The sequence below is a fragment of the Bradyrhizobium sp. AZCC 1588 genome (genome assembly GCF_036924735.1).
Classification (GTDB): domain Bacteria; phylum Pseudomonadota; class Alphaproteobacteria; order Rhizobiales; family Xanthobacteraceae; genus Bradyrhizobium.
This window is the reverse complement of sequence record NZ_JAZHSC010000001.1, coordinates 4,641,313-4,664,965: the sequence shown is the minus strand read 5'-3', so window position 1 is coordinate 4,664,965 and position 23,653 is coordinate 4,641,313. Positions and strand designations below refer to the sequence as shown.

Annotated in this window: 23 protein-coding genes, 1 pseudogene and 1 riboswitch; of the genes and pseudogenes, 10 read left to right on the top strand and 14 right to left on the bottom strand. The window is 61.2% G+C overall.

The genetic code is table 11. From position 1 onward, the window contains the following. The first annotated feature begins 267 nt into the window (after nt 1-267). Nucleotides 268-999 (top strand): DUF2147 domain-containing protein, encoded by a 732-nt coding sequence (locus V1277_RS21950; protein ID WP_334418067.1) that lies wholly within the window; start codon nt 268-270, stop codon nt 997-999. Nucleotides 1,000-1,110: 111 nt separating this feature from the next. Here V1277_RS21950 and V1277_RS21945 read toward each other — a convergent pair whose 3' ends face one another. The 3 genes from V1277_RS21945 to asd all read right to left on the bottom strand — a co-directional run bounded on the left by V1277_RS21945 (nt 1,111) and on the right by asd (nt 3,795). Next, nucleotides 1,111-1,824, bottom strand: coding sequence for a DNA helicase (locus V1277_RS21945; protein ID WP_334369942.1), 714 nt, complete (start codon nt 1,822-1,824; stop codon nt 1,111-1,113). 529 nt (nt 1,825-2,353) lie between these two features. Further along, on the bottom strand, nt 2,354-2,857 hold the full coding sequence (locus V1277_RS21940; protein WP_334418066.1) for an NUDIX hydrolase: 504 nt from the start codon (nt 2,855-2,857) through the stop codon (nt 2,354-2,356). Between the two features lie 68 nt (nt 2,858-2,925). Then, nucleotides 2,926-3,795, bottom strand: coding sequence for an archaetidylserine decarboxylase (gene asd / locus V1277_RS21935; protein WP_334420428.1), 870 nt, complete (start codon nt 3,793-3,795; stop codon nt 2,926-2,928). A 34-nt stretch (nt 3,796-3,829) separates the two neighbouring features. Between asd and V1277_RS21930 the strand changes: the two genes are divergently transcribed. Continuing rightward, on the top strand, nt 3,830-5,494 hold the full coding sequence (locus V1277_RS21930) for an aminotransferase class III-fold pyridoxal phosphate-dependent enzyme (protein WP_334418065.1): 1,665 nt from the start codon (nt 3,830-3,832) through the stop codon (nt 5,492-5,494). 216 nt (nt 5,495-5,710) lie between these two features. Here the strand turns inward: V1277_RS21930 and V1277_RS21925 are convergent, their stop codons facing one another. The 3 genes from V1277_RS21925 to V1277_RS21915 form a co-directional block, all read right to left on the bottom strand. After that, a complete protein-coding gene (locus tag V1277_RS21925) occupies nt 5,711-6,328 on the bottom strand; it encodes a hypothetical protein (protein ID WP_334369945.1) in 618 nt (205 codons plus the stop codon). 121 nt (nt 6,329-6,449) lie between these two features. Next, nucleotides 6,450-7,139 carry a class I SAM-dependent methyltransferase gene (locus V1277_RS21920; protein WP_334418064.1) on the bottom strand — a complete coding sequence of 230 codons (690 nt, stop codon included), beginning with the start codon at nt 7,137-7,139 and terminating at the stop codon, nt 6,450-6,452. Between the two features lie 59 nt (nt 7,140-7,198). After that, the gene (locus V1277_RS21915; protein ID WP_334418063.1) at nt 7,199-8,254 is read right to left on the bottom strand and encodes a glycosyltransferase family 4 protein; all 1,056 of its coding nucleotides are present in this window, start codon (nt 8,252-8,254) and stop codon (nt 7,199-7,201) included. A gap of 129 nt (nt 8,255-8,383) precedes the next feature. On the opposite strand from V1277_RS21915, the gene V1277_RS21910 reads away from it, so the two are divergent. Both V1277_RS21910 and V1277_RS21905 read left to right on the top strand, forming a co-directional pair. Next, nucleotides 8,384-9,784 (top strand): TAXI family TRAP transporter solute-binding subunit, encoded by a 1,401-nt coding sequence (locus tag V1277_RS21910; RefSeq protein WP_334418062.1) that lies wholly within the window; start codon nt 8,384-8,386, stop codon nt 9,782-9,784. 137 nt (nt 9,785-9,921) lie between these two features. Then, nucleotides 9,922-10,098 carry a hypothetical protein gene (locus V1277_RS21905; protein WP_176722067.1) on the top strand — a complete coding sequence of 59 codons (177 nt, stop codon included), beginning with the start codon at nt 9,922-9,924 and terminating at the stop codon, nt 10,096-10,098. A gap of 304 nt (nt 10,099-10,402) precedes the next feature. Here V1277_RS21905 and V1277_RS21900 read toward each other — a convergent pair whose 3' ends face one another. Both V1277_RS21900 and V1277_RS21895 read right to left on the bottom strand, forming a co-directional pair. Then, the gene (locus V1277_RS21900; RefSeq protein WP_334369949.1) at nt 10,403-10,612 is read right to left on the bottom strand and encodes a hypothetical protein; all 210 of its coding nucleotides are present in this window, start codon (nt 10,610-10,612) and stop codon (nt 10,403-10,405) included. A gap of 1,218 nt (nt 10,613-11,830) precedes the next feature. Beyond that, a complete protein-coding gene (locus V1277_RS21895) occupies nt 11,831-12,112 on the bottom strand; it encodes a hypothetical protein (protein WP_334418060.1) in 282 nt (93 codons plus the stop codon). Between the two features lie 416 nt (nt 12,113-12,528). On the opposite strand from V1277_RS21895, the pseudogene V1277_RS21890 reads away from it, so the two are divergent. The 3 genes and pseudogenes from V1277_RS21890 (at nt 12,529) to V1277_RS21880 (ending at nt 17,538) form a co-directional block, all read left to right on the top strand. Continuing rightward, nucleotides 12,529-13,204 (top strand): annotated as a pseudogene (locus tag V1277_RS21890) (L,D-transpeptidase). Between the two features lie 149 nt (nt 13,205-13,353). Beyond that, nucleotides 13,354-14,922, top strand: a complete 1,569-nt coding sequence (locus V1277_RS21885; protein ID WP_334418059.1) for a DUF4403 family protein — start codon at nt 13,354-13,356, stop codon at nt 14,920-14,922. A gap of 102 nt (nt 14,923-15,024) precedes the next feature. After that, nucleotides 15,025-17,538, top strand: a complete 2,514-nt coding sequence (locus V1277_RS21880; RefSeq protein WP_334418058.1) for a hypothetical protein — start codon at nt 15,025-15,027, stop codon at nt 17,536-17,538. Here V1277_RS21880 and V1277_RS21875 read toward each other — a convergent pair. The 6 genes from V1277_RS21875 to V1277_RS21850 form a co-directional block, all read right to left on the bottom strand. Then, nucleotides 17,531-18,076, bottom strand: coding sequence for a hypothetical protein (locus V1277_RS21875; RefSeq protein ID WP_334418057.1), 546 nt, complete (start codon nt 18,074-18,076; stop codon nt 17,531-17,533). The genes V1277_RS21880 and V1277_RS21875 overlap by 8 nt on opposite strands. Further along, nucleotides 18,073-18,921, bottom strand: coding sequence for a hypothetical protein (locus V1277_RS21870; RefSeq protein ID WP_334418056.1), 849 nt, complete (start codon nt 18,919-18,921; stop codon nt 18,073-18,075). The genes V1277_RS21875 and V1277_RS21870 overlap by 4 nt, the downstream gene beginning before the upstream one ends. Nucleotides 18,922-19,418: 497 nt before the next feature. Beyond that, nucleotides 19,419-19,634, bottom strand: a complete 216-nt coding sequence (locus V1277_RS21865) for a dodecin family protein (RefSeq protein WP_057847045.1) — start codon at nt 19,632-19,634, stop codon at nt 19,419-19,421. Between the two features lie 196 nt (nt 19,635-19,830). Further along, nucleotides 19,831-20,370 (bottom strand): PRC-barrel domain-containing protein, encoded by a 540-nt coding sequence (locus tag V1277_RS21860; RefSeq protein ID WP_334418055.1) that lies wholly within the window; start codon nt 20,368-20,370, stop codon nt 19,831-19,833. 97 nt (nt 20,371-20,467) lie between these two features. Continuing rightward, nucleotides 20,468-20,845: a PRC-barrel domain-containing protein gene (locus tag V1277_RS21855; RefSeq protein ID WP_334369956.1), complete on the bottom strand. Its 378-nt coding sequence runs from the start codon at nt 20,843-20,845 to the stop codon at nt 20,468-20,470. 179 nt (nt 20,846-21,024) lie between these two features. Continuing rightward, nucleotides 21,025-21,219: a hypothetical protein gene (locus V1277_RS21850; protein WP_334369957.1), complete on the bottom strand. Its 195-nt coding sequence runs from the start codon at nt 21,217-21,219 to the stop codon at nt 21,025-21,027. A 352-nt stretch (nt 21,220-21,571) separates the two neighbouring features. Between V1277_RS21850 and V1277_RS21845 the strand changes: the two genes are divergently transcribed. The 3 genes from V1277_RS21845 (at nt 21,572) to thiS (ending at nt 23,633) form a co-directional block, all read left to right on the top strand. Beyond that, nucleotides 21,572-22,090, top strand: coding sequence for a transglycosylase SLT domain-containing protein (locus V1277_RS21845; RefSeq protein ID WP_442894508.1), 519 nt, complete (start codon nt 21,572-21,574; stop codon nt 22,088-22,090). A 225-nt stretch (nt 22,091-22,315) separates the two neighbouring features. Next, nucleotides 22,316-22,444, top strand: a riboswitch (TPP riboswitch). After that, a complete protein-coding gene (locus tag V1277_RS21840) occupies nt 22,432-23,445 on the top strand; it encodes an FAD-dependent oxidoreductase (protein WP_334418054.1) in 1,014 nt (337 codons plus the stop codon). (Overlaps the previous riboswitch by 13 nt.) Then, entirely contained in the window at nt 23,436-23,633 is a 198-nt protein-coding gene (gene thiS, locus V1277_RS21835; protein ID WP_028349567.1) for a sulfur carrier protein ThiS, read from the top strand. Before V1277_RS21840 ends, thiS begins: the two co-directional genes overlap by 10 nt. The last annotated feature ends 20 nt before the right edge of the window (nt 23,634-23,653 follow it).

The following is a 23,653-nucleotide window of genomic DNA, read 5'->3' as shown; positions in this document are numbered from 1 at the left end:
CGGAAAATTAGTCGCGCGGAACTTCGGCTGGATGTGATTTGAATCACCGAGCCACTTCGGCGCTGCTTAGAGCGTTTTCAAGCGAAGTGGACACCGGTTCGCGTCAAGAAAACGCGTCAAAACAAGAATCTAGAGCCCGGTTCTGATTCAATCAGAACCGAAGAGGCTCTAGCGCTTCGTGACCTGCATCACAGAGCTTATCCCCGTGCCCGCGTAGGGTCCGGCCACGTTCACCGCCACCACGCACAAGCCGCTCAGGAGGCTCTCATGAAGAAGCTGTACATCCTCGCCGCATTGCTGATGGCCACCACCTCGGCGCATGCGGGCGGCATTACCCTCCAGATCAACGGCGAGCGCATTCGTGTCGAATCGCCGCGCAACTGCAACGCCATTTCCTGCATCAAGATTACCGCGCCCGGCTATAACGGCACGCTCGGCAATATCGATCTCAAAGGGCTGGGCTCGAAGAGCAAGGACGACGATGAGGTGGTCGCGACCGCGCCGGCCAAACCCGCGGCGCCCGCGCCGGTCCAGGCCGCCGCGCCGCAGCCTGCGGCTCCCGCGGCACCAACTGCAACGCCTGCGCCCGCTCAAACCACCGTCGCGGCCGCAACACCGGCGCAAACCGAAGTCGCACCGCCCGCTCCGCCTCCGCCGCCCGCCCCGGCCGCCGCCGCGCCTGCACCGCAGCCGGCCGCGGCCGCAGCGCCCGCTGCTGACTCGCCGATCGGTGTCTGGGCGACGGAAGAGAACAAGGGCAACGTGCGCATCGAGCAATGCGGCGCCAATCTGTGCGGCTATTCCGTCAACACCGGCGAAAGGATCCTGATCAACATGAAGCCCCAGGGCAGCAAGTGGACCGGCCGGATTCATGATCCCGACAGCGGCCGCAACTACGACTCGACGATCGCACTGAAGGGCGCCAGCTCACTGCGCGTCCAGGGCTGCGCCTTCGGCGGCATGTTCTGCGGCGGCCAGACCTGGAAGCGCGTGAGCTGAGGATTTGTCACCCGAGTTCTACCCGAGACTTATTCTCCCCAGACTTATTCTCCCCAGACTTGGGCCCCGTGAGATTTCACGGGGCCTCTTTCATGCATCACGGCGTCGCGTCTAGCTTGCCGCCCGGAACCGAACCTCACCATTGTTCAGGAAACATGTCTTGGTGAAGAGGCTCAGATCCAGCGGATTGGGCAATCTGACATCTTCCAGATCGGGGCATGGTTTCTTCAACGGATCGTACGAGCGATCGATCTGCGAGATAAAGACGAAGATCAGCCCTCGATCGCGTGCGAACGACTGCAGCGCCCGAACCTGAACCATCAACTCCGGATTCTCACGCTTCTGGTCGAGCAGTTGCAGATAGTCCACGACCACCAGGGTGCCGCGAGGCGCGGCGGCCAGCCGCTCGATGATGTAATCCGAACTCATGTCGTCGGAGCTATCGAATTCAAACAGACCGGCGAAATCCTCCCGCGCCACGCCGATGGCGCGGAAACGATCCAGAATATCCTTCTCCGTATACTCCAGCGTGAAGAACACGCCTCGACTGCCGGACTTCATGGCTTGCACGGCGAGTTCGAGGCTCATCAGGGTTTTGCCCTGCCCCGGGCGCGCGCCCATCAGCACCAGGTCGCCAGGAGCCAGTCGCGCAAACAGTTTTTCAGCGGGCGCGGTTGCAGTCATTTTGGCCGCGAGCAAACTCCAGGCGCTGAAGCCTTCTCGCCTCGCAATGCGGTCGAGCGCCTCGTGCAGCGGGATGTTTTCGGCACGGGATAGAAGTTTGGCCTTACGCTTCAAGTGATAAAGGGGCGCAGATAGCTTCATCGAAAGAACCTCCTATTGCGAGCAATTTCACAACCCCTCCTTATGCTTTGCGTGCTCGAACAGTTGGTTCGATGATCGAAATGGCCCCGCATGAATGATGCTTTCCCGACGGAGGGAGGAGGCGTGGACCGCGCCAGAATCAGATTATAGCCAATCCCTGCTGAAGGGACATTGCCCACCTTGGGTGACGGTACGAAAAATAGTGGAAACGATTCGACCGGCAGCGATGTGGGAATCGCGCTCCCGCGACGAAACACTTTTCCCGCAACAACGAAAAATCCCGAAACCGAAGCGCCATACGCGCCGCTGGCACGGCCGGAATTGCCGACTGCGTCGCGGCGGCCTGCGCCGGCACCACAACGCGGCAAGCCGCCGCCGAAGGAGTTGCGCTGATTCCACTTGCGTGCCCTGGACGCGATGCACCACAAAGTGGTGCGCCGCAGAGCCAGGGCCATTACCTGCCGCGCGAGTGTGGGTCCTGGTTCTGCGATGCATCGCTGGCGCGCTGCATCGCGCCCGGGACACGGGGCTAGCGAAACAGTCGAAGCAGGTTTTGAAGAAAGCCGACGCGCTCGGCCTTGTGCTCTCGCAACACCGGCTGCAACGCCATCCCTTCCACACCATTCGCCGCCGCCAACGCGATCGGCCCGACATGTTCCAGAAACGCGCGCTCATAGCCGCGCGACAGGCGCGCGACGGCTGCGTCAAGCGGCAGCCAGTCCACCGTCTTCACGTCGCTCATCGGTTTGCGCATGGGCAGATCACCCGCCTTCATGCGCCAGTAATGCACCACCTTGGCGCCGCCGCGGGATTCATAGGCTAACGTGCCCAGAAATTCGTGCACGGCAACGTCGTGCCCGGTTTCTTCCATCACCTCGCGTTCGGCAGCAGCGCGCGGCGTCTCGCCGTCGTCGAGCTTGCCCTTCGGCAAGACCCATTCATTGCGCTTGCGCAGGCGCACCACGGCGATCAGCGGCGGCTCCGCCTGTCGCAACACGATTCCTCCTGCCGCCATGACGGGCGCTCTCGCCATCTATCTCTTCCCGCGTCGTCGCAACTGCGACCGCGAGCATATAGAGGCAATAGCCCGTAGAATCGAGATTAAACCTGCGGCTTTCGCAACAGTCGTTCGCCGGCGCGGATGCGCCCGCCCTCCGCGACGTTGTCGCAAAATTCGAAATTCTCGGGCGCCAGCACGATGATGGTCGAGCCGTGCTCGAACCAGCCGAGCTCGTCGCCCTTGCGCACGGCCGTATCGCAGGGAAACACCGTCGGTCCCCTGCTCTGCGCATTGAGCGTGCGATCCAGGAAATGCAGCCGGATGCTGGCGACCAGAATGGCCGCGACCGGCACCAGCGTCAGCGCCTCGCCGGACGGCAGGCGTGCCTGCAGTACCGCCCGCTCGTTCTTGCAGAACAGACGCTCGACCCGCTTCAGCGCAATCGGATTGACGTTCCAGACGTCGCCATGGATGAAGGTCACCTTCTCGATCCGGCAATCATACGGCGCATGAAAGCGGTGATACATGCTGGACGTCAGCCTGAGCGTCAGGAAGCGGCCGTTGCGATGGCTCTCCACCAGCGCGGGATCGCCGAGCAAATCCAGCAGCGAATACGGCGCGCCCTTGATCTGGAACAGCTCGGTATCGGCGATCTTGCCGAAGGCGCCGATGATGCCGTCGGAAGGACTGGCCACTAGGTGCGGATCGGGATCAGCCGGCCGCAGCCCCGGGCGCAACTCGCGCGTAAAGCAATCGTGCAAGCTCTTGAATTCGGTCTTTCTCGCTTCCGACAAATCGAGATCGGAAAACAGCCGCCAGCAGCCAATCGAAAAATCGCGCACGAGCGGATTCTCGATCTTGCTGAACCAGCCCATGAAGCGCGTCAGCGCGGCGCGCGGGATGCGGTTGGTCAGGAGGAAGTTGAGGTCTTCCTGCTGGGTGAAGCGGGCGATCAGGCGCCGGACTGTCATCAATCTGTCAGCAGGATTGGCTAGCGCTTCAGGCATGGATTCGTCCCTTCCGATTCTTTCCCTGTCCGCCGCTGCGGTCGCTGGCGCCGCGGCAGTGTTCCCCAAATTGCAGGCGCGGCTGGCGCTGTCGCGCGCAAAACACCGCTCGCTGACCGGGCATTCCAAAATGTCCAAGATGGTCGCGCGGCTGGTGCCGCATTACGAATTCGACATCGACGATTTCTTCGCTTCCGACGGCGCGCCCAGCGATGTCGCCATGCAGCGGCAGGACGCCTTCTTCCGGCTCGCCTGCCTCTACGAGGAGCGCTACGCCAAGGGTCGGCAGATGACGGCCGAGGCCGCGACGCACATCTCCGACCTGCAGTTTACGGAAACCTACCGCGTGCCGTTCCAGTACAGCCGGCTGGTGCGTGAAAATCTCGGCACCGGCGCTTTCATGCAGTCTTCCGCCGGCGTCACCGTCACCGATGTCGACGGCAACATCTTCTACGACCTGACCGGCTCCTACGGCGTCAACATTTTCGGCAATGATTTTTACAAGGAGTGCATCACGGAAGCCGAAAAGCGCGCCCGCGCGCTGGGCCCCGTGCTCGGCCCCTATCACCCCGTCATCACCGAAAACGTCCGCCGGCTGTGCGAGATTTCCGGCCTCGACGAAGTCTCGTTCCACATGTCCGGCACCGAAGCCGTCATGCAGGCGGTGCGGCTGGCGCGCTATCACACCAAACGCTCCCATCTGGTCCGTTTCGCCGGCGCCTATCACGGCTGGTGGGGCGACGTGCAACCGGGCGTCGGCAATCCGGTCTCGCCGCATGAGACCTATACGCTGGCCGATATGTCGGAGCGCACGCTGCATGTGCTGCGAACGCGCAGGGACATTGCCTGCGTGCTGGTCAATCCCTTGCAGGCGTTGCATCCGAACGCCAACGCGCCCGGCGATTCCGCCCTCGTCGACAGTTCGCGAAAAGGCGCGTTCGATCGCGCGGCCTACACCGACTGGCTGAAGAAATTGCGCGAGGTCTGCACCGAGCGCGGCATCGTGCTGATCTTCGACGAGGTCTTCGTCGGCTTCCGCCTCGCCGCGGGCGGCGCGCAGGAATATTTCGGCGTGCGCGCCGACATGGTGACCTACGGCAAGAGCCTCGCCGGCGGCTTGCCGGTCGGCGTGGTCTGCGGCGCTAAGGACTTGATGCGGCGCTTCCGCGACGACCGCCCTGCCGACGTCTGCTTTGCCCGCGGCACCTTCAATTCGCATCCCTACGTGATGACGGCAATGGACGAGTTCCTGTCGAGGCTCGCCAGCCCGAACTTCAATGCCGTCTACCAGGGGCTCGACGAGACCTGGAACGGCCGCGCCAACGCGTTGAACGAGCGGCTGGCCGCGCAGGATCTGCCGGTCCGCGTCGGCAACATCTCCTCGATCTGGACGGTGCAATATACCGAGCCGTCGCGCTACAACTGGATGCTGCAATACTACCTGCGCGCCGAAGGGCTGGCGCTGAGCTGGGTCGGCACCGGCCGGCTGATCTTCAGCCTCAACTACACGGATGCGGATTTCGCTGAGGTGGTCGACCGGTTTGTCGCGGCCAGCGAGAAGATGAAGTGCGACGGCTGGTGGTGGCATGATGGCTCGCTGACCAACAAGAATATCAAGCGGCGGATTCTGCGGGAGATGCTTGCCAAGAAGTTCAGGCGCTGAGGCGAACATCTTTCTTCGGCGCACGACTCCCGCCTTTCCGTATTGCGACATCGTCATTCCGGGATGGTCCGAAGGACCAGACCCGGAATCTCGAGATTCTCCGATGTGCAATAGCACATCGTAGTTCGATGCTTCGCATCGCCCCGGAATGACGGGATGGGAAGACGGTCATGCCCGGGACAAGCCCGGGCATGACGCTTTCAGTAGCCGCAACGCTCACGCGTGCTTGACGTGCTTCTCCAGACCCGGGTCGATCAGCTCGCCCTTCATGAGAGCCAGGGGCGCCTTGTAGTACAGCTTCAGGTCGCTGAAGGGGTCGGTGAGGATCTTGGTCATCCAGACCAAACCGGTCTCGACGTCGCGGATGAAGAACAGGTGCACGGTGCGGAACAACAGCCCGCCGATGCCGACCGCAAGCCAGATCTTGGCGACCTGCCGCATGAAGTCCGCCGACGACGTCCAGGGCGTGAACAGGCCGAACAAGGTCGGGTCGAGATACAAGACCAGCGGCGACAGCGCCCAGATCGTCATCAGCACGACCTTGCGCTGCAGATTGTAGCCAACCTTGATCTCTTCCTTGTGCTCGTGGGTTGCCTGGTTGACGTGGTCATAGCCGCGCGGTTCGAAGAAGAAGTGACCGGCCTGCCGCGTCGTCATCGAGACCAGCCAGCCGACCAGCGCCGACACGACGGGATCGACGAACAGCATCGCGTAAGCGAACAGGAAGCTCGCAGCGCTGACGAAGTGCAGCGACTGGTTGATGCGGCTGTGGTGATAGTAGCGATGGTCGTCCCAGCGCTGGGTACGCAGTTCCTGCAGAAAGTTCTTGATCATGTTCTCCCCCAAATTCCGATGGGATCGGGTCTACTGAGATTCGATGTCCGGCATGTGACATCATGATAATGACATGTGACAGTTCGCAGCGGCGCGATGGCGCAACGGCGATCAGCGCGCGTCAGGCAGCCGCGGCGACGTCGATTTTCCGAAACCGCACCAGCGAGAAATGGCCGAGCGGCGGCACCAGGCGGCGCTCCGCCAGCTCCATGCCGCGCGCACCCGCCAGCCATTGCGCATAGCGCGACCAGGCGAATTCGGCGGTGCGGAAGCCGAGCGGGCGCACCACCGGCTGCAGTCGCCGCTCGATGAAGCGGCGCATGCCGGCATCGGCGCTGACGCGGGTGAGGATGATGAGTTCGCCGCCCGGCCGCAGCACGCGGGCGAATTCATCCAGCGCCTTTTCGGGGTTCGGCACCGCGGTGACGACATACTGTGCCATCACCACGTCGAAGCAATCGTCGGGGAATTCGAGATTTTCGGCATCCATCACCGCGAGGCCTTCGACGTTCTTGAGGCCGAGTTCATCGACGCGCTTCTTCGCCTTCTGCAGCATCGCTTCCGAAATGTCGGTGCCGAAGATGCGCAGGTGCGGCGCATATAGCGGAAGCGAAATGCCGGTGCCGACGCCGACCTCGAGCACCCGGCCACCGATCTTGTTGGTGGCGGCAATCGCCGCCCTGCGACCCTTGCTGAATACGCCGCCGAATACGAGGTCATAGACCGGCGCCCAGCGATCGTAGGCTTGCTCGACCGTTTCGCGGTCGAAATCGAGCGGCCTCGTGCCGTCAAGCTTGATGATGTCTGCCATGGTTGGTTTGCCTTTTCGTCTCACGCATATGACTTGTGTTGATGATCGCACTTTTCGGGTCAGCCCTGCACGGCGCTCCTCACAGGCGCCCGGCGCACCGGCCGCAACACGCGACTCGGCTGCAGCGCGGTCAGATTGCCGAGGAACTGCCGCGCGCTGTTTTCCCAGGAGCGCGCCAGCGCAAAGTTCCGGCAGGCCTCGCGCGACATCGTCAGCGCGCGCAGGCACGCGCTGCGCAGGTCGGTGTCGATTGCGCCGATCGGATGATCGGCAATAACGTCCTTCGGGCCGGTGACCGGGAATGCCGCGACCGGCGTGCCGCAGGCCAATGCCTCGAGCTGCACGACGCCGAACGTGTCGGTAAGGCTCGGAAACACGAAGACGTCGGCGGCGGCGAGATGCGCGGTCAACTCCGCGCCCTTCTTCTCGCCGAGGAAAATTGCGTCAGGGTATTTTTGCGCGAGCTGCGCCTTCTGCGGTCCGTCGCCGACGACCACTTTCGATCCCGGCAGATCGAGCGACAGGAACGCATCGAGGTTCTTTTCCACCGCGACGCGGCCCATGGTCATGAAGATCGGCCGCGGCAGATCGAGCGTCGCCCGCGTATGCGGGTTGAACAATTCGGTGTCGACGCCGCGCGTCCAGAAGCCGAGTTTCCGAAAGCCCCGCGCGGAAAGTTCCTGCCGCAGCGAGTCGGTGGCGACCATGACCGTGGAAGACGCGGCATGAAAGTGCCGCAGCACTGCATAGCCGACGGCGGCCGGGAGTCCGGTGCGGACGGCGATATATTCGGGAAAGCGCGTCGTATAGGACGTGGTGAACGAAAGCTTGCGGCGGCGGCAATAGGCGCGCACCATCCAGCCGATCGGCCCCTCGGTTGCGATGTGGATGGCATCGGGCGCCGCCTCTTCGATCCGTCGTGCGATCTCGCGCCGGTTCGGCAGTGCGACGCGTAAGCCAGGATAGGTCGGCACGCCGAGGGAAGGAAATCCGTCCGGGGTCAGGAAGCTGATATCGGCATCGAGCGCAGAGGCGCTGCGCGCCAGCGACGTCAGCGTGCGGACGACACCGTTCACCTGCGGATGCCACGCATCGGTCGCAATCAATATCTTCATGTCCGGACCCGAGATTAATGATTCTCAAATCCGACGTTCAGCCATGGATATTTCAAGCGTATGACGTCATCGATATGTAAGGATGTTTTTAAGTCCCCTCCACGCATTTTCGTGTAACGTGACAGCGAGATGACAGACCATAACGACAATCCTGCGCGATCCCGCCGCCGGCGGAAGCGGAAGAGCTATGCGCTTCTTATCCTTGCCGCCGGCCTGCTCGCGTTCGGCGTCGCCGCGGGCACGCTGTATTACGTGCTGCGGCCGACGACGCTGCGGATTGCAGTCGGCCCGGCCGGCAGCGACGACCAGAAGCTGGTTCAGTTGATGGCACAGACATTTGCGCGCGAGGGCAGTTCGGTACGGCTGGCGCCGATCACGACGGAAGGGGCGGTGGAAAGCATAGCCCTGTTCACGGACGGCAAGGCCGATCTTGCGGTGGCGCGCGGCGACCTGAATCTGCCGGCCAACGCCGAGTCGGTTGCCATCCTGCGCAAGAACGTCGTCGTGCTGTGGGCGCCTTCCGGCCTTCCCGCCAAGGGCTCGAAGAAGCAACCCACGCCTAAGATCAAGAGTCTCGATGAACTGGCCGGCCACCGCGTCGGCGTGATCGGGCGCACGCAGGCCAATGTCGCGCTGTTGCGCGGGATTCTGAAAGAGTCCGGCATCAATCCCGACAAGGTCACGATCAGCCAGTTCGCCACCAATCAGCTCGGCGAAATGGCGCGCGATCAGTCGGTCGATGCCTTCATGGCGGTCGGCCCGCTCAAGAGCAAGATCACCGTGGACGCGATCGCGGCAACCGCAACTGCCCGCGGCGAACCGAAATTCCTGCCGATCGAGGTTTCCGACGCGATCGCCAAGAAAAATCCGATCTACGAATCCGAGGAAATTCCTGCCAGCATCTTCGGCGCTTCACCGCAGCGGCCGGAAGACAAGGTCGATACGGTGGCCGTCAACCACCTGATCATCGCGCCGAAGTCATTGTCGGATACGGCGGTCGCCGCCTTCGCCCGCCAGCTCTTCACCAACCGCCAGCAGCTCGCGCGTGAATTGCCGACCGCCTCGCAGATCGAGAAGCCGGATACCGAAAAGGATGCCGCGCTGCCGGCGCATGCGGGCGCGGCCGCCTATATCGACGGCAACGAGCGAACGTTCCTCGAAAAATACACCGACTACATCTGGTTCGCGATCCTGATCCTGTCGGGCCTGGGTTCTGCCGGCGCCTGGTTCAGGCATTACTGGAACAGCGACGAGCGCGAAGTGTATGTCGGCCATCGCGATGAACTGCTCGACCTGATTTCCAGGGTACGCAAGGCGGAAACGGCGGAAGAGCTGGCGGAGATGCAGAACACAGCCGACGGCATATTGCGTCACGCGCTCGATTGCTATGACGACGGCGCCGTCGAGGACGGCGACCTGTCGGTGATCGGTTTAGCGCTCGAACAATTCCATCACGCGGTCGCCGACCGCCGCGTCGTGCTCAACGCCGGCGAGGCCGGCATGCCGCGAATGCGAGCCGGCCAGGCTTGATTGGTTAGGTGGCCTTTTCCCCCTTCGATTAGATTTGCCGGCGCCGGACGTAATGCAGCCGACGACCTAACATTTGTCAGGTCCGCCTCCTGTTCTCCGTGCCACCGTCACGGAAAATTAAGACACGCAGGGGGACAATGAAGGATTATCAAACCCATTTGGAGAAGCTGCGCAAAGACGCGGCCGAATGCGCGCTTGTCAGGGACTTGGCTACCGACAAAGCGAAGCGCGAAATGTTCGACCGGCTTGCGCGGCATCTGGATCAACTAGCCGACGAGGTTGAGCGGGCCATGAATGCTCGAAAGACCGGCTAAAGGTAGTGGTGCGAGTATGCGGGCAAAAACGCTACTCGTTCTACTGGTTGTCACGGCGCTAGGGGCTTACATTGTAGGCCGCCACAGCAGTCCCGTGAACGACGCGCCAGGCGCGCAGCCGCAGCCTCCCGTGGCCAAGCCCGTTGCCTTAGCGGGCCCTGTATCGCCTCCTTTGCCACGACCGAGACCCCAAGCGCCCCTAACAATCCGTTCCACACCATCAAGGCCCTAGCCAGGCAAAGCCAGGCGCCGCTTATTGATCAGCATCACGCGCATGTACGTGATGATGTGCTCCTCGTCATACTCAGTGAGGGCTGGTCCAGCGAGCGCCTGAACCTACGTGTCGCTGAGAACCATTCGGATGCCTGAAGAAGGCATCAAGGCTCACAGGTTCGCCGCTGTCTTGCCAAAGCAGCTTTTGACCGAGGCTAGCCGCCACCGCGATGCGGTGGTGCCCGCCGACCAACGTGCCGTCATGCGTTGCCTTGGCGATGATCTCACCGGTCTCGTTCACGATGTTTCTCATAGTCGAATAGCCCTGTCAGGATCGACTTCTGCATCCAGCGATCAACTCGCGGCTTTCATGTCTGTTCCTATGCCCGCAATGGTGCGCAGCCGGTCCAGCCTTGTGCCGAGCGGCCGCGCATTGCAAAGCATGTCATGCGCCCATGGCAGAGGACTATAACCTCGTCCATCACCAATTCCCGACCAATCCAACTCGCCGCGCTTATTGATCCGGTTGAAGTCATCGCCGCGGAAGCTGATCGCCTCCTATTGGGACGATCTGAGCATGAGGGCGAGAGCACCCAACTCGCCTTGGCCTCGGCGGGTGAGGGTAGAAGCCAAGCGGATTATCAGCGTGTAACCCTGGAATGCACCGGCTCTAATATGACGACTGCATGACGCAGGGATGCCGCAAATGCTGGCTGATGCTCGTTTTCAACATGAGTAAAAGCTGGAGATCGATGTTACGCCGCGTGCGTGGAGAAGAGCACCTTTTGCTGCACCAGTACTTCCGCGCGGCAACTGCATCGATAAGGCGAGTTGTACTTTACTCTCTTCCCTTACTGATCGCGCGCCATCAAGCCGCGATCCTCCCTCACATTAGTCCGTTCGTATCAAGAGGACCTAACATTGAGCCAACGCACCGTTGGAATGCCGGAATTTAATGAATTGATCGATATGGCGCGGTTGCTAGTGAACTTGTGGGAAGCCGCGCAACGGCTGCCTGAAGGATCAGAGCGGCGGGAAGCATTCAGACAGATCAGTAGCTTCCAGAGGCGGGTGGCTGCATTGGTTACACGCGCCCTTTAGGCTCTCAGGGATGGGAGAAGGTGGCATAGGCGGCCTATGGCCGCCGTCTCTTAGAACGCCGATGCTTTGCATCGGGGGCACATGGAGCGTGGACTATCCCGGCGGATTGAAGGGCCTCGCGCAGGTCACAGTCTCAAGCTTTTGAGCAAGCCGTTCCAAGCCTTGTTTTGGTTGCTGACATCGCCCCGCAGCTTCGCTTGCTCAAGCGTAACGAGATCACCGCAGCACTCGCAGGCAAATTGCGTTTCGTCGCGAAGTCATGGCATCACTTTCTTGTATTCATGCCCCGAACCGGCACGGGGAGGATTGACGTCAGCATCGTCGTAAATCGCCAATGATCAAACTCCTGGGACTACTGAACCGCATGTCCGAGAGAAGCTGGCGGCCTGCCCAGTCACAGAACCGCTTCAGTCCGTACCTATAGCTCTGGGTCGCCTAAAAGGGCGCAGTAAGGGCAGTACCGGTCAGCGGCTTTGCCGAGTTGGCGTCCAAACTCCTTCCGAAGAGCTTCACCCTCCCACGTCGTGCCATCGCTCTTGACGAGCTTTCTGGCACGCGCAAGGGCATGGCTCTCCGCCGCGTCGTCACCGATGCGGATCGTCAGATCCAAGTGAAAAGGGCAGACTGCTATGGCATGGGTCGTTTCCAGCGCGTAGTGCACGGCTGAACCCAGATCATCCGCGTGATTGGTTACGGACATGTGAGCCTCCTGCTCGGACAAGGCGGGCTCGGAGTGCCTAGGAGCCCGAGCCCATAGCCTCAACAGCCGGCGGGTTGTTCGGCTACAGCGCTTGTTTAGCGCGATAGGCAAACGCGTCCTTGATGTAGCGCAAAGGAACTCGGCTCTTGGCGAGCTGCAACCATACGGTATTTCGGCAGGACACTCTGTCCGGGCGAGTGCGGTCTCGCCGGCAGCGCCTGGGCGTGCCGTGCTACTTCTTTGAGTGGCATTGCCTCCCGCCGCACCACCAGCTTCCGTCAACGAAACCTTAACGAAACAATTCCCTAACGCCACGAAACCATTTTGGCGATTTCGTGCAAATGTCCTGAAACGGTTCATCTGTAGAGGTTTCCCCAACGACGCACCGAACTGGTGCGACAAACAGGGGGACGACCATGTCCAATTCATCGATGCTGAGCCGCTTCGCGGCCGCCGCCTTTGGCGCGCTGGCGATTGGCGCCACCGCATTTTCCGCACCCGCCACTGCGGCCCCGCTGCCGCTGTTTCCGTTTTTCCTGCCGCAGATCGAAGCGGCCCCGCCGCCGGTTGCCGCTGCGCCTGAGGAAGAAGAACGCTTCGAGCTGCCGGCACGCCTGCGCCGCCAGGTCGTGAACTACTATACCCGCGAGGCGCCGGGCACGATCATCATCGATACCCCCAACACCTATCTCTACCTCGTGCTCGGCAACGGCCAGGCGCTGCGCTACGGCATCGGCATCGGCCGCGACGGCTTCACATGGTCGGGCACCCAGACGATCACCCGCCAAGGCCGAATGGCCGGCCTGGACCCCGCCCCCGCAAATGATTGCCCGCCAGCCCTATTTGCCGCGCCACATGACCGGCGGCCCGGGTAATCCGCTCGGCGCCCGCGCGATGTATCTCGGCGGCACCATCTATCGCATCCACGGCACCAACGCGCCGGAGACGATCGGCACCCGTGTTTCCTCAGGTTGCCTCCGCCTCACCAACGAAGACGTCATTGATCTGTATTCCCGGGTCAGCGTCGGAACCAAGGTGATCGTGCTGCCGATGACGGATCGCCGCGCCGATCTCGGCCGGACCATCCGCTGAGGCATTAGCTTTTCTTAATGCGAGAAACGGCCCTGGCGCTCGCCGGGGCCGTTTTGCGTTGACCTAAGGTCGCGGCAATGTGCAGTGGCGTCCCCCTCGCCACCCCTGTAAAACGTTGTGGGGCGATTTCATTGGGGTCCGGGGGCACGATGCGTCTGCCGATGCGGGTCAAGACCATTGCGATCGCGCTTGCGGTCCTCGTCATGTCGTTTGTGGTCAGCCTGAAGGTGATGGACTTCGTCACGCCTCGCGCCACGAACAGCGCGCCGGCGCTCGCCGAATTGCCACCGCTGCCGCCGGCCGCGCGCGCATCCACGGTGATGGCGCCGATTGCGGTTGCGCTGTCGGCGATCCGCGATGCCGCCGATCGCGGCGCGCCGCGCAATTTCGCCGGCAAGGCCGACAATCCGATTTCGCAGATCCTGCAAAACGCCGACATCGGCTGGACCGCCTCGCGCGGGCCGATCGTAGCTACCGGCGCGCAGGACGTGCTGTCGCTGGCGACGCCGTTGACGGGCACACTGAACGTAACCGGCTCGCTGTCGGGCAAGGCGACGGGTGCGGTCGGCGAAGCGCTCGGAAGCCTGCTCGGCGGCAACGTCTCCAAGCAGATCGGCAGCGTGAACATCAAGAACCTCAACGCCAGCGCCGAGATCAAGGGCAACGTCGTCATATCAGCGCGACCACAGATCGCCGCGAACTGGCGCATCGAGCCCAATCTCGCAGCGCAGGTCAATCTCGGCGACACCAGCCTCAGCGTGGCCGGCGCGCGCGTCAACGTGCCCGCGCAGGTGAAGCCGTTGATCGACCAGAACGTCGCCGAGCAAATCGCGCTGGTGCAGGCGCGCATGCGCAACGATCCGACTTTCGAACGGAACGCGCGGGTGCAGTGGGCCAAGGCCTGTCGTTCGATTCCGCTGCAGGGCACGACAGCCGGTTCGACGATGCCGGCGCTGTGGCTGGAATTGCGTCCCACCCGGGCGATTGCCGCGCAGCCGCGCGTCGATGCTTCGAACCTGACACTGATGCTCGGCATCGAAGCGGAAACCAGGATCACACCGGGCGAAACCAAGCCGTCCTGCCCGTTCCCCGCTACGATCGCGATGGTGCCACCGACGCCGGGACGGGTCGCGATCGGCGTACCCATCGACATGCCGTTCACCGAGATCAACAAGATCGTGGAGGCGCAGTTCGCCGGGAAGACTTTTCCTGAGGACGGTTCGGGCGCGGTCGACGTCACCGTCAAGCGCGCCAGCGTGGCCGCTTCCGGCAACCGCCTGCTGATCTCGCTTCTGGTCAGCGCCAGGGAAAAGAAGAGCTTCTTGAGCCTCGGCGGCGAGGCCAACGTGCATATCTGGGGCAAGCCGGTGCTCGATCAGGCCGAGCAGACGCTGCGGCTGACCGACATCGAACTCGCCGTCGAGTCGGAGGCTGCCTTCGGGCTGCTGGGCGCCGCGGCGCGCGCGGCGATCCCGCATCTACAGAAGACGCTGGCGGAGAAGGCTGTCGTCGACCTCAAGCCGTTCGCCGGCAACGCGCAGAAGAAGATTGCAGCAGCGATCGCCGATCTTCAGAAGAACGAGGACGGCCTGCGGGTCTCGGCCGAGATCAGCAAGCTGCGGCTCGCCGGCATCGCCTTCGATTCCAAAACGCTGCGCGTGATCGCAGAAGCGGAAGGCGCGATCAACGTCTACGTCAGCGCGCTGCCGGCGCTGTAGAAAATCGTTGCAACAAAGCATTAGTACAATCTAGAATCGTCTAGTTTCTTTGTTTCCATAGAGGCACGTCTCGCGCGGCCACATTTATTTCCGGAATTTCCAATGTCATCGACAACAGAATGCGGAGACCAGAACGCTCCAAACCGGCGCACGACCTCTTCACCGGTGCCCGAAAAGATTGAGGTCCCTCCCAATACCCTGAAGGAGGAAGAGGCGCTCGAGATCGAGCGCGAAAACCTGAGACGATCCCGGGGTAAGAAAATAGAAGCCTGGACCGGCATCGGCTGTTCCGGAGGAGGGGTCAGGGCGGCAACCTTTTGCCTTGGCGCACTCCAAAGATTGGCTGGCGCCGGCCTGCTCAGGCAGATTGATTATCTTTCGACTGTTTCCGGCGGCGGTTACACAGGCGCATCGCTACAATGGTGGTGGTATCGCGATTCCAATTCAGATGCCGGCGACAAATTCCCGTACGGCGTGCAGTTGCGCAGCAAGAACCCACACTTACAGTTTCTGCGCGGCCACGGCAGTTATCTCACACCGGGAGATGGAATAACGCTCTGGTCGGGCATTGCCGTGGTGCTCCGGACCATACTCCTCAACATGATCGTCTGGTTTCCGTTGTTCGTGCTTGCGCTGCTTGTGTTGCTGATCCCCAAATTGTTTGTTGATGGCAAATATCGGATACTGTGGAATGACTTTCTTGGGTCAACCGCGTATCCGCCGTCATTCACTGCGTTCTTCGTACTCGCTTTCCTGATCGTGGCCTTGCTGGCCGTCTTTGCCGTGCTGCTGGCCTGGACCTCAATACTAATTCCTCCGGAGACCAACGACAGCAACAGCGCGAGATTGAGCAGGGCAGTGTATTGCACAATCATAGGCGTTGCCCTTTTGGCGCTGGCGGTTTTTGGACTGCAGTATGGCAAACTGCCTGAGGGGTATACGCAGTCTATGGAAAAGACTTTCGCTGGACTGGCCATCTGTGTGGCCGGCCCTTTCTCGGTTTGGACGATCGCTATCCTCGTGCCCCAGTTGCTCGGTAAACTGCCGGTAGGCCTGAACTACGTGCTGCGGAGGGCCTTCGACAGCCGCGCCGGAGATGCATTGGTATTCGCTTTCGCGGCCGCAGTCATCGGATCAATCCCACTCGTGTCAAATCTTCTGATTGACGCGGGAATTGAGTACAAGAAGACAGCCACTGCAGCAGGCGTCCTTACCGCAGCGGGTGGCATCGTCTCGGCCCTCTACGGCCATTTGGTGCAAGCACAACGAGCTGCCGACAACTTCACAGGACGGTGGGTAGCCGCCATAGTAGCCGCCATTTTTATCTATGGCCTTGCGATCACGGCATATCTGGTAGCCGATTTTCTAGTCGCGGAAGCCCCTATCATTTCCCGCGCCTTCCCTGAGTTGTCGAGCTGGCGCGAACAAGCAGTTGTCGTTGTCAGCGGCTCGATCGTCTTTGCCGGGCTGTTTGGATGGTACACAAATCTTAATCATCTCGGCATGCATCGCTTCTACCGGGACAGATTGATGGAAGCCTTCATGCCCTCCTACGACGAACTCGGCAAACCGTCGCAGTTCACGGCAGCGGAGGGAACGACGCTGACGGAGATCTGGCCCGTCGCAGCCAAGGAGGGATCACGATCGGGATGGCCGTATCCGCTGATCAACACCAATGTCATCCTCGTCAACGACCCAATCACCAAGCTGCAGGTGCGCGGCGGCGACAATTTCTTGCTCAGCCCCTTGCTGGTCGGGTCGTCGGCAACCGGATGGATTGAGACATCCAAACACATAGAAAAGCACGGACCACTGACCTTGGCATCGGCGATGGCCGGCTCGGGAGCCGCAGCGAATGCTAACGCTGCCTATATCGGATCGGGGATCACGCGGGATCGTATCATTTCCGCCCTGATGATGATCCTGAACGTGCGTCTCGGCATCTGGATTGGCTCGCCCAGCGGCAAGCCTGGACGCCCCAATCACTTCAGACCCGCTCTTACCCACGGAATATTCCGGTTTGGATATCGACGTACCAGCCGATTCATCGAACTTTCCGACGGCGGGCATTTCGACAACCTCGGCATCTATGAACTTGTTCGTAGACAAGCGGATTTGATGATTATCATTGATGCGGAAGAGGACCCCTCTACCGCCATGACGGCATTGGTCTCCGTCTGCCAGCGCGTCCGCGAAGATTTCGATACAGAAATCAAGATCGGGGACGCCGCAGACATTTTCCACGTGAAAGAACGTGATGGTTATCCGCTAGGGGCGAAGTTTGCACAGCAGCCATTTTTTTATTGCGCTGTCGAATATCCGAAAGGCAAGTCCGGAGCGCTGGTCTACATCAAGGCCAGCATGATTGCGGGATTGGGATTCACGGTGAGGGGCTATCGTGCTTCCAATGCCGCCTTTCCCAATCAGCCAACGGCGGACCAATTCTTCGATGCAGCACAATTCGAAGCGTATCGCGAGTTGGGCTACGCATGTGCTTCCGAGATGATCGATCACTTCAAGCTCGATGGGAAGCCACTGCTCGACACGGTCTTTACGCACATGAAATTGCCGGTCCCAACTCAACCGGTCGCCGTCCGAACTCCGTCGCCTACCTGAAGTTCAAGTCGGGAGGCAGACGATAGATGAATATCCACACGTACATGGCATTGAACGTCCATACGGCAATCAAATCGACCAGCGCGGAGATACCCATCGACCTCAAGCGGGAATTGTAGAAGGCGGCAGCCAGGCACGTGCCCAGGAAGGAAAAGCAGAACGAGACGACGAGACGGCGATAATCGGGGGGTTCTGTAACCAGATGTAGATACGAATCCACCGCATACACGAGCGGTGTGAGTCGTACGAACAGGAATACCGTCAGGGTTAAAATCCACGCTAACGACAGGAAGGCGAACAGCGTGCCACGCGATGCGATTGAACCGAAAAAATAGAAGCAGGCGAATGGCAGCGCGCCTAGCAGCAGAGTGAACCAATCATCAATGGTCACCCCTTCCGTCCAGCGGGTGGCGCGAGCCAACAGGAAGAGCACGCATCCAGCAGCGATCACCGCGAGCCATCCGGCGGACGCGCCCCCTTTGCGGGCGGCTCGCCTGATCCCGGTTTTCGAGTCCAACCGAGGCCCGTTATCGTTCATTTGACCTCAGGTGGCTGCCATCTCTTTTCTCCAGTCCGGAAAATTGAGTTTCTGTCTTCAACGTCATTGATCCGAAGTACTTGATCGGCGGTAGCCGAATTGAGGTCGAACATGATGCATGTGGGTTGAGTCGGCATCACTTTGTAGTGGAAAATCTCCGTGCGTTGCTGCTGCAGCCGGGAAGGAGCTGCCAACGCAGCGGGTATCAAACTAAGGACGAGGTTGGTAGTCGCATAGCTCCAGCCATTATCCACGACGGACGTGTCATATGAAAACTGAGACCGGTTATTGCGGTACTCGAATCCATCGTAGGTCGTGCTGTCACTGGAGCGGCAACCTCGTGCAGTCGGATACTTCGAATGAAATCGCTCGAGGACTTGCCGGTTAGTGTCTGTCGGCTCGCCCTGTGCCGTCGAATCCAGCGCCCTGGATTCAAGAAACCCCTTGCCGTGATAGTCCTCATAAGCGCGGGTACTTACGCTTTTGGTTCCAAAAAAAGGACTGGAACATTGCCGATCCGGAAATGAGCTGTCCCGCACCAGTTTCACGGCGGTTGACCTTGAAGCACTTCGGGCGGGCACCCAACGTGCGGTCTTGACGACGATGACGCCGGTTCTCGTCGCAACATCCTCTTTCACGACATACGCGAAAGTCATTGCGGTCGGTCTCGAAAGTCCCTGAAAGCCCTGGAAAACCTGCCATTCTCCGGCATCGTCTTCGGCCAGCAACGTGCCATTAGCAGCCTTTGCCAGGGTGGCAGCCGACAGATCGCAGCTCTCGGCGCCAATCGCGTGCGCACTCAACATTCCCAATAAAGCTGAAGCCATCAAAAAACGTATGATCATCAGAATCTCCCCGCTTCGAACATAGATAGGCAGGCCGAGAATCTCGTTAAGCCCTGGACGATTGAGGCCGCGCTCGGAACGTCCAGCTCGCCTACCCCACTACCAAGCAAAATACTCACTACTATTTAAACGCGAACATAGGAAAAGCTAACCCTGTAGATTTATCGCCAAGTATTCAGCCTGTCGAGCACAAGATAGTCCGATTCCGCCCTAGTGAGACAGCTGTCGCGCACCCATCAATATGGTGGACAGACAGTTCTGGGGCGCCCCCGTGGGCCAGGCAAGACCTTGTTGGCGACGCCGGCCCATCCATGAAACGAGTGGTATCTCTCTCCAAGCTCGTCACGACGCGAAGAAGCGTTGCGCCGTCGACAAGGGAAACTTCTCACCGGCCACGCGATGCAATTACGATGTAGCAACGTCCGGGCTCGTCTCGGCCATCCAAACGGTGGTGGGCACGGCGCAATCGCGCCTGTGCCCACTCTGCAAAATAGTCGCTACGAGCCCTCGAACTTGAATGAGACTTTCAGCTTGGCGCGGTAGGCTTCGACCTTGCCTTGGGCGTCAAGCTGCAAGTCAAGCTGGACCACTTCGGCAACACGAAGATCCCGCAGGGTTTCTCCGGCGCGGCTGACCGCGCCAGCGGCGGCCTTCTCCCAGGATTCGCTGCTGGTGCCGATCAGCTCGATGACCTTGTAGACGCTGTCCGCCATGTCGTCCTCCCGTTGACGCAGGATCATGCAAGACAGGAGGCAGATGCTCCTGCCGCGATACAACCTATCATCGAGAAATACGCACAGATAGGATGCGCTGCACCATTGCGCGAACGGGCATTTTCAAAATCAAATGGCCGGACGGCGTGATGCCGTCCGGCCATTTTGAGGGAGTCTGGTGTTTAAGACCGCGGCCTCATTCTGTCGAGTACTTGAACTCCGGCATCGCCTTGAGCTGATCCTTCGTCGCGCTGAACACGGCGTGATCCGGATACCACGGATTCTTCTTCGGCGCGGCAGGCGTCGTCGCAGCACCCGTCGTGCCCGTGCCTCCGCCTGCGCCTGTCCGTGCGCCACCTGAAGCGGGCGCGCCCGCGGTGCCGGTGTAGGCAACCGGCTCATCAACGAACTTCACCTTGTCGATGGGCACCGCAACCAGATGCTCGCCGACGCCGAGGAAGCCGCCGACACCGATCACGGCTCCTTTGATATCGCCGCTCTTGTCGGTCAGGAGATCATTGATCGAGCCGAGGCTTTCGTTGCTATCGTTGTACACGTTCAGGCCGACCAGCTTCGAAGCCCGCCACGTACCCTTGAACGACGAGGTATCGGTTGCAGCCGCAGGCGCGGCGGTCTTGGCGCTGTCAGTCGTTGCCGAAGGACTTTGCTGCGCAAACGCTACACTCGCCAGCAACGCGGACGCCGCGAGGCCGGCAACGGCAGTTTTCGTTAACATATCCGTTCTCCTCAGTTCAGAAACGCTCTGAGGAAAACCCGGCACTTCAACAAGTGTTCCACGCGTTTTCGCATGAAACAGGCCGTGCGACACGGCATCACAAGGCGCCCCAGTAAGGCGGCATGCGGTAGTAGCGATGCAGCTCGGCTTCCTTTGCGCGATCGCCCCAGTCGAAATCCTTGTCCGCACGGAATGACGGCGCGCGCCTCAACTCTTCATCGTCGATGTCGAGTTCATAGGCTTCGAACTTCGTGTTGTAGCGAAGCCGTCCCCAAGGCAACGGCAGCAGATTGGCTCCGATGCCCAAAAACCCTCCGAAACTCAGGATTGCATAAGATACTTTACCAGTGACCTTGTCGATCATCAGCCGTTCGATGTGGCCGATCATGTCGCCGTTCGGCCGGCGCACCGCGGTCCCCTCGACGCGGTCGCTCGCGATCAACTGATGCGGCTTGGCCATGACATCGCTTGCCATCGGACCCTCCACATGTGGATGAAGGAATCAACGTGGCAGCGCCCGGCTGGTTCCGCCCTGTGGCAACCAGCCTGCCCTATTCGGAATTTACGAAATGCGCCGACGTGGCCGCTCCGCCGCACGCAATATGGCGACGGCGCCGGCAATGATGCTGCAGCGTCGAATGAAGCCCGTGCGCGTCAGGCCGCGAGCGCGTCGGGGTCGGCCTCCTCGTAGATTGCGATCGCCTCGAAGCGATAGTCGCAGGCGCGGCAGAACCAGAGGAAGGATGTGCGGCCCGGACTGCTCTCCACCCAATCCGGTCTCGGGATCGGCTTGCCGCACTGGGCGCAAGGATTTCCGCGAGGCAGATAGCTGGAGTCGAGTCGAGACATGGCGCATCTCCCTGGACTTCGGACGTCCAAATGACGTCTCGCTTTTTAGAATGTCATTGAATGAGACAGGTTTGCTGTCGGAATGAATTGGTTTGTCGCGGCGTCTTCTTTACACCTTGACTGCGTCTTTTGCACGACATTCCTTGCGCGTCCGCATGACGCAGATTCGCGTCAACAGGTGCGATGCATCGCACGCACAACGTATGCGTCACGCTGGACGTGTTCGTTAAGGCGTGCATCGGCCGCAGACATCTCGCCGCGATGTCGTCCGTTTTCTGCCACATCTTGGCCCGTCGGTGGAACTAATCGAAAGCGCCACTCTCTCACGTGCCCACCCGCCGAGATCATTTTTATGAAAAGTTTTCCGAAATTCGCCTGGCTCGCCGCCGCGGCCGTGCTGCTGCTTTCGCCTTCGGCAATGGCGCAGAGTCGCGCGCAATATCAAAGCATGGTCGCAGCCCACGCCGCTGCCAACAACGTGCCGGAAGCGCTGGTGCATCGGGTGATCGTGCGCGAGAGCAAGTATCATGCGAACCTGGTCGGACGCGGCGGCACCATCGGGTTGATGCAGATCAAGCTGCCGACCGCGCGCGGCCTCGGCTACACCGGCGACGCCGCGGGCCTGCGCGATCCCGACACCAATCTCGCCTGGGGCATCAAATATCTCGCCGGCGCCTATCGCGCCGCGGGCGGCGATCACAGCCGCGCCGTACGCTATTATGCGAGCGGCTATTATTACGCCGCAAAGCGCCAGCGGCAGCAAAAGCCGCTGCAGATCGCGCCCGTGCTGGCGAGCGGTGCGACGCCGAAAATCGTCGCCGCGCCGGTCGGAACGCCGGCTGACGCGAACGCGCTGCAGGCGGCAAAATAGCTAAATCCAAATAGCTAAATCCCGTGTCCCGGGCGCGGTGCAGCGCTGTCCCGGCGATGCGAAGCATCGTCCGGTGCGCTGCTCCGCAGAACCGGGACCCAATGCCAACCGTGGACCCCGGGCTCTGCAGCGCACCGCTGACGCGCTGCGCTGCGTCCGGGGCACGGCAGCATTGCAAGTTCCTGTAAAGCCGCGTTGACACCTCCGCCCAACCGCCTACATTAGCCCTGTTCCGAGGGGTGCTCCGACGAGGAGCTGAGATACCGCAAGCTTGGGCAGTCAGCCTGGGACCGCGGTGACCCTTTGAACCTGATCCGGGTCATGCCGGCGAAGGGACAGGGATGTACCAGAAGTCAGATCTGCGGGGGGACTCCCCCGTCTCCATCATCGGCGCGGGCATTGCCGGCGCTTGGCAAGCGCTGTTGTTCGCACAGGCCGGCCACGCCGTCACTCTGTACGAGCGCAGTGACGCCGATATGACGCTCTCCACCAGCCACTGGGCCGGCGGCATGCTGGCGCCTCATTGCGAGGCCGAGACGTCCGAGCCCGTGATCGGCCGGCTCGGCTTCCGCTCGCTCGATTTGTGGCGCGAGCTCTTTCCCAACACCCCGTTCAACGGATCGCTGGTGGTGGCACATCCGCGCGACCGCGCCGATTTCGAGCGTTTTGCCAAGCTCACCACCGGCCATGCCAGGCTCGATGCAAGCGGCGTCGGCCAGCTAGAACCCTCGCTGGACGGCCGTTTTCGCGACGGCCTGTTCTATGCCGAGGAGGGCCATGTCGAGCCGCGCAAAGTGCTGCCCGAGCTGCATGCGCGAATCGAAGCCGCCGGCGGCACGATCAAGTTCGATTGCGATATCAGTGCGGAAGATCTCGACGGCATCGTGATCGACTGCCGCGGGCTCTCCGCGCGCGACGAGCAGCCGGAATTGCGCGGCGTCAAGGGCGAGATGATCATCATCGAGACGAGCGAAGTCGAGCTGTCGCGCCCGGTGCGGCTGATCCATCCGCGCTGGCCGCTCTACGTGATCCCGCGCGGCGACAGCAAATTCATGCTGGGCGCGACCTCGATCGAGGCCGAGGACACCGGCGTCAGCGTGCGCTCGGCTCTGGAGCTGCTCGGCGCCGCCTATGCCGTGCATCCGGCCTTTGCCGAAGCGCGCATCGTCGAATTCGGTTCGGGCTTGCGTCCCGCCTTCCCCGACAACCTGCCGCGGATCACGGTTCGCAAGAACAAGATCGCAGTCAACGGCCTTTACCGCCACGGTTTTCTGGTGGCGCCGGCGCTGGCCGAGCTGACGCTGAACTATGTGCAGCGCGGCCAGATCGACAATGAGGTGATGCGATGCGTGTGACCATCAACGGCGAACAGCGCGAGATCGCTTCGGAGCGCGTCGACGCGCTGCTCTCCGAGCTCGAATACGAGGGCACGCATTTCGCGATCGCCGTGAATTACGACGTGCTGCCGAAAAGCCGCTGGGCGGAGACCGCACTGAAAGCCGGCGACGAGATCGAGATCATCACGCCACGGCAGGGAGGGTGATGATGGGTATGTGCACGCCT

What these genes read in the sequence shown, in the direction of transcription:
- V1277_RS21905 (WP_176722067.1), top strand. Translation starts at nt 9,922, where the DNA reads ATGAAGGATTATCAAACCCATTTGGAGAAGCTGCGCAAAGACGCGGCC.
- V1277_RS21925 (WP_334369945.1), bottom strand. Translation starts at nt 6,328, where the DNA reads ATGATCAAGAACTTTCTGCAGGAACTGCGTACCCAGCGCTGGGACGAC.
- V1277_RS21915 (WP_334418063.1), bottom strand. Translation starts at nt 8,254, where the DNA reads ATGAAGATATTGATTGCGACCGATGCGTGGCATCCGCAGGTGAACGGT.
- V1277_RS21950 (WP_334418067.1), top strand. Translation starts at nt 268, where the DNA reads ATGAAGAAGCTGTACATCCTCGCCGCATTGCTGATGGCCACCACCTCG.
- V1277_RS21860 (WP_334418055.1), bottom strand. Translation starts at nt 20,370, where the DNA reads ATGTTAACGAAAACTGCCGTTGCCGGCCTCGCGGCGTCCGCGTTGCTG.
- V1277_RS21845 (WP_442894508.1), top strand. Translation starts at nt 21,572, where the DNA reads ATGAAAAGTTTTCCGAAATTCGCCTGGCTCGCCGCCGCGGCCGTGCTG.
- V1277_RS21880 (WP_334418058.1), top strand. Translation starts at nt 15,025, where the DNA reads ATGTCATCGACAACAGAATGCGGAGACCAGAACGCTCCAAACCGGCGC.
- V1277_RS21850 (WP_334369957.1), bottom strand. Translation starts at nt 21,219, where the DNA reads ATGTCTCGACTCGACTCCAGCTATCTGCCTCGCGGAAATCCTTGCGCC.
- V1277_RS21870 (WP_334418056.1), bottom strand. Translation starts at nt 18,921, where the DNA reads ATGATCATACGTTTTTTGATGGCTTCAGCTTTATTGGGAATGTTGAGT.
- V1277_RS21840 (WP_334418054.1), top strand. Translation starts at nt 22,432, where the DNA reads ATGTACCAGAAGTCAGATCTGCGGGGGGACTCCCCCGTCTCCATCATC.
- V1277_RS21895 (WP_334418060.1), bottom strand. Translation starts at nt 12,112, where the DNA reads ATGTCCGTAACCAATCACGCGGATGATCTGGGTTCAGCCGTGCACTAC.
- V1277_RS21855 (WP_334369956.1), bottom strand. Translation starts at nt 20,845, where the DNA reads ATGGCAAGCGATGTCATGGCCAAGCCGCATCAGTTGATCGCGAGCGAC.
- V1277_RS21875 (WP_334418057.1), bottom strand. Translation starts at nt 18,076, where the DNA reads ATGAACGATAACGGGCCTCGGTTGGACTCGAAAACCGGGATCAGGCGA.
- V1277_RS21930 (WP_334418065.1), top strand. Translation starts at nt 3,830, where the DNA reads ATGGATTCGTCCCTTCCGATTCTTTCCCTGTCCGCCGCTGCGGTCGCT.
- V1277_RS21885 (WP_334418059.1), top strand. Translation starts at nt 13,354, where the DNA reads ATGCGTCTGCCGATGCGGGTCAAGACCATTGCGATCGCGCTTGCGGTC.
- thiS (WP_028349567.1), top strand. Translation starts at nt 23,436, where the DNA reads ATGCGTGTGACCATCAACGGCGAACAGCGCGAGATCGCTTCGGAGCGC.
- V1277_RS21920 (WP_334418064.1), bottom strand. Translation starts at nt 7,139, where the DNA reads ATGGCAGACATCATCAAGCTTGACGGCACGAGGCCGCTCGATTTCGAC.
- asd (WP_334420428.1), bottom strand. Translation starts at nt 3,795, where the DNA reads ATGACAGTCCGGCGCCTGATCGCCCGCTTCACCCAGCAGGAAGACCTC.
- V1277_RS21945 (WP_334369942.1), bottom strand. Translation starts at nt 1,824, where the DNA reads ATGAAGCTATCTGCGCCCCTTTATCACTTGAAGCGTAAGGCCAAACTT.
- V1277_RS21940 (WP_334418066.1), bottom strand. Translation starts at nt 2,857, where the DNA reads ATGGCGAGAGCGCCCGTCATGGCGGCAGGAGGAATCGTGTTGCGACAG.
- V1277_RS21910 (WP_334418062.1), top strand. Translation starts at nt 8,384, where the DNA reads ATGACAGACCATAACGACAATCCTGCGCGATCCCGCCGCCGGCGGAAG.
- V1277_RS21865 (WP_057847045.1), bottom strand. Translation starts at nt 19,634, where the DNA reads ATGGCGGACAGCGTCTACAAGGTCATCGAGCTGATCGGCACCAGCAGC.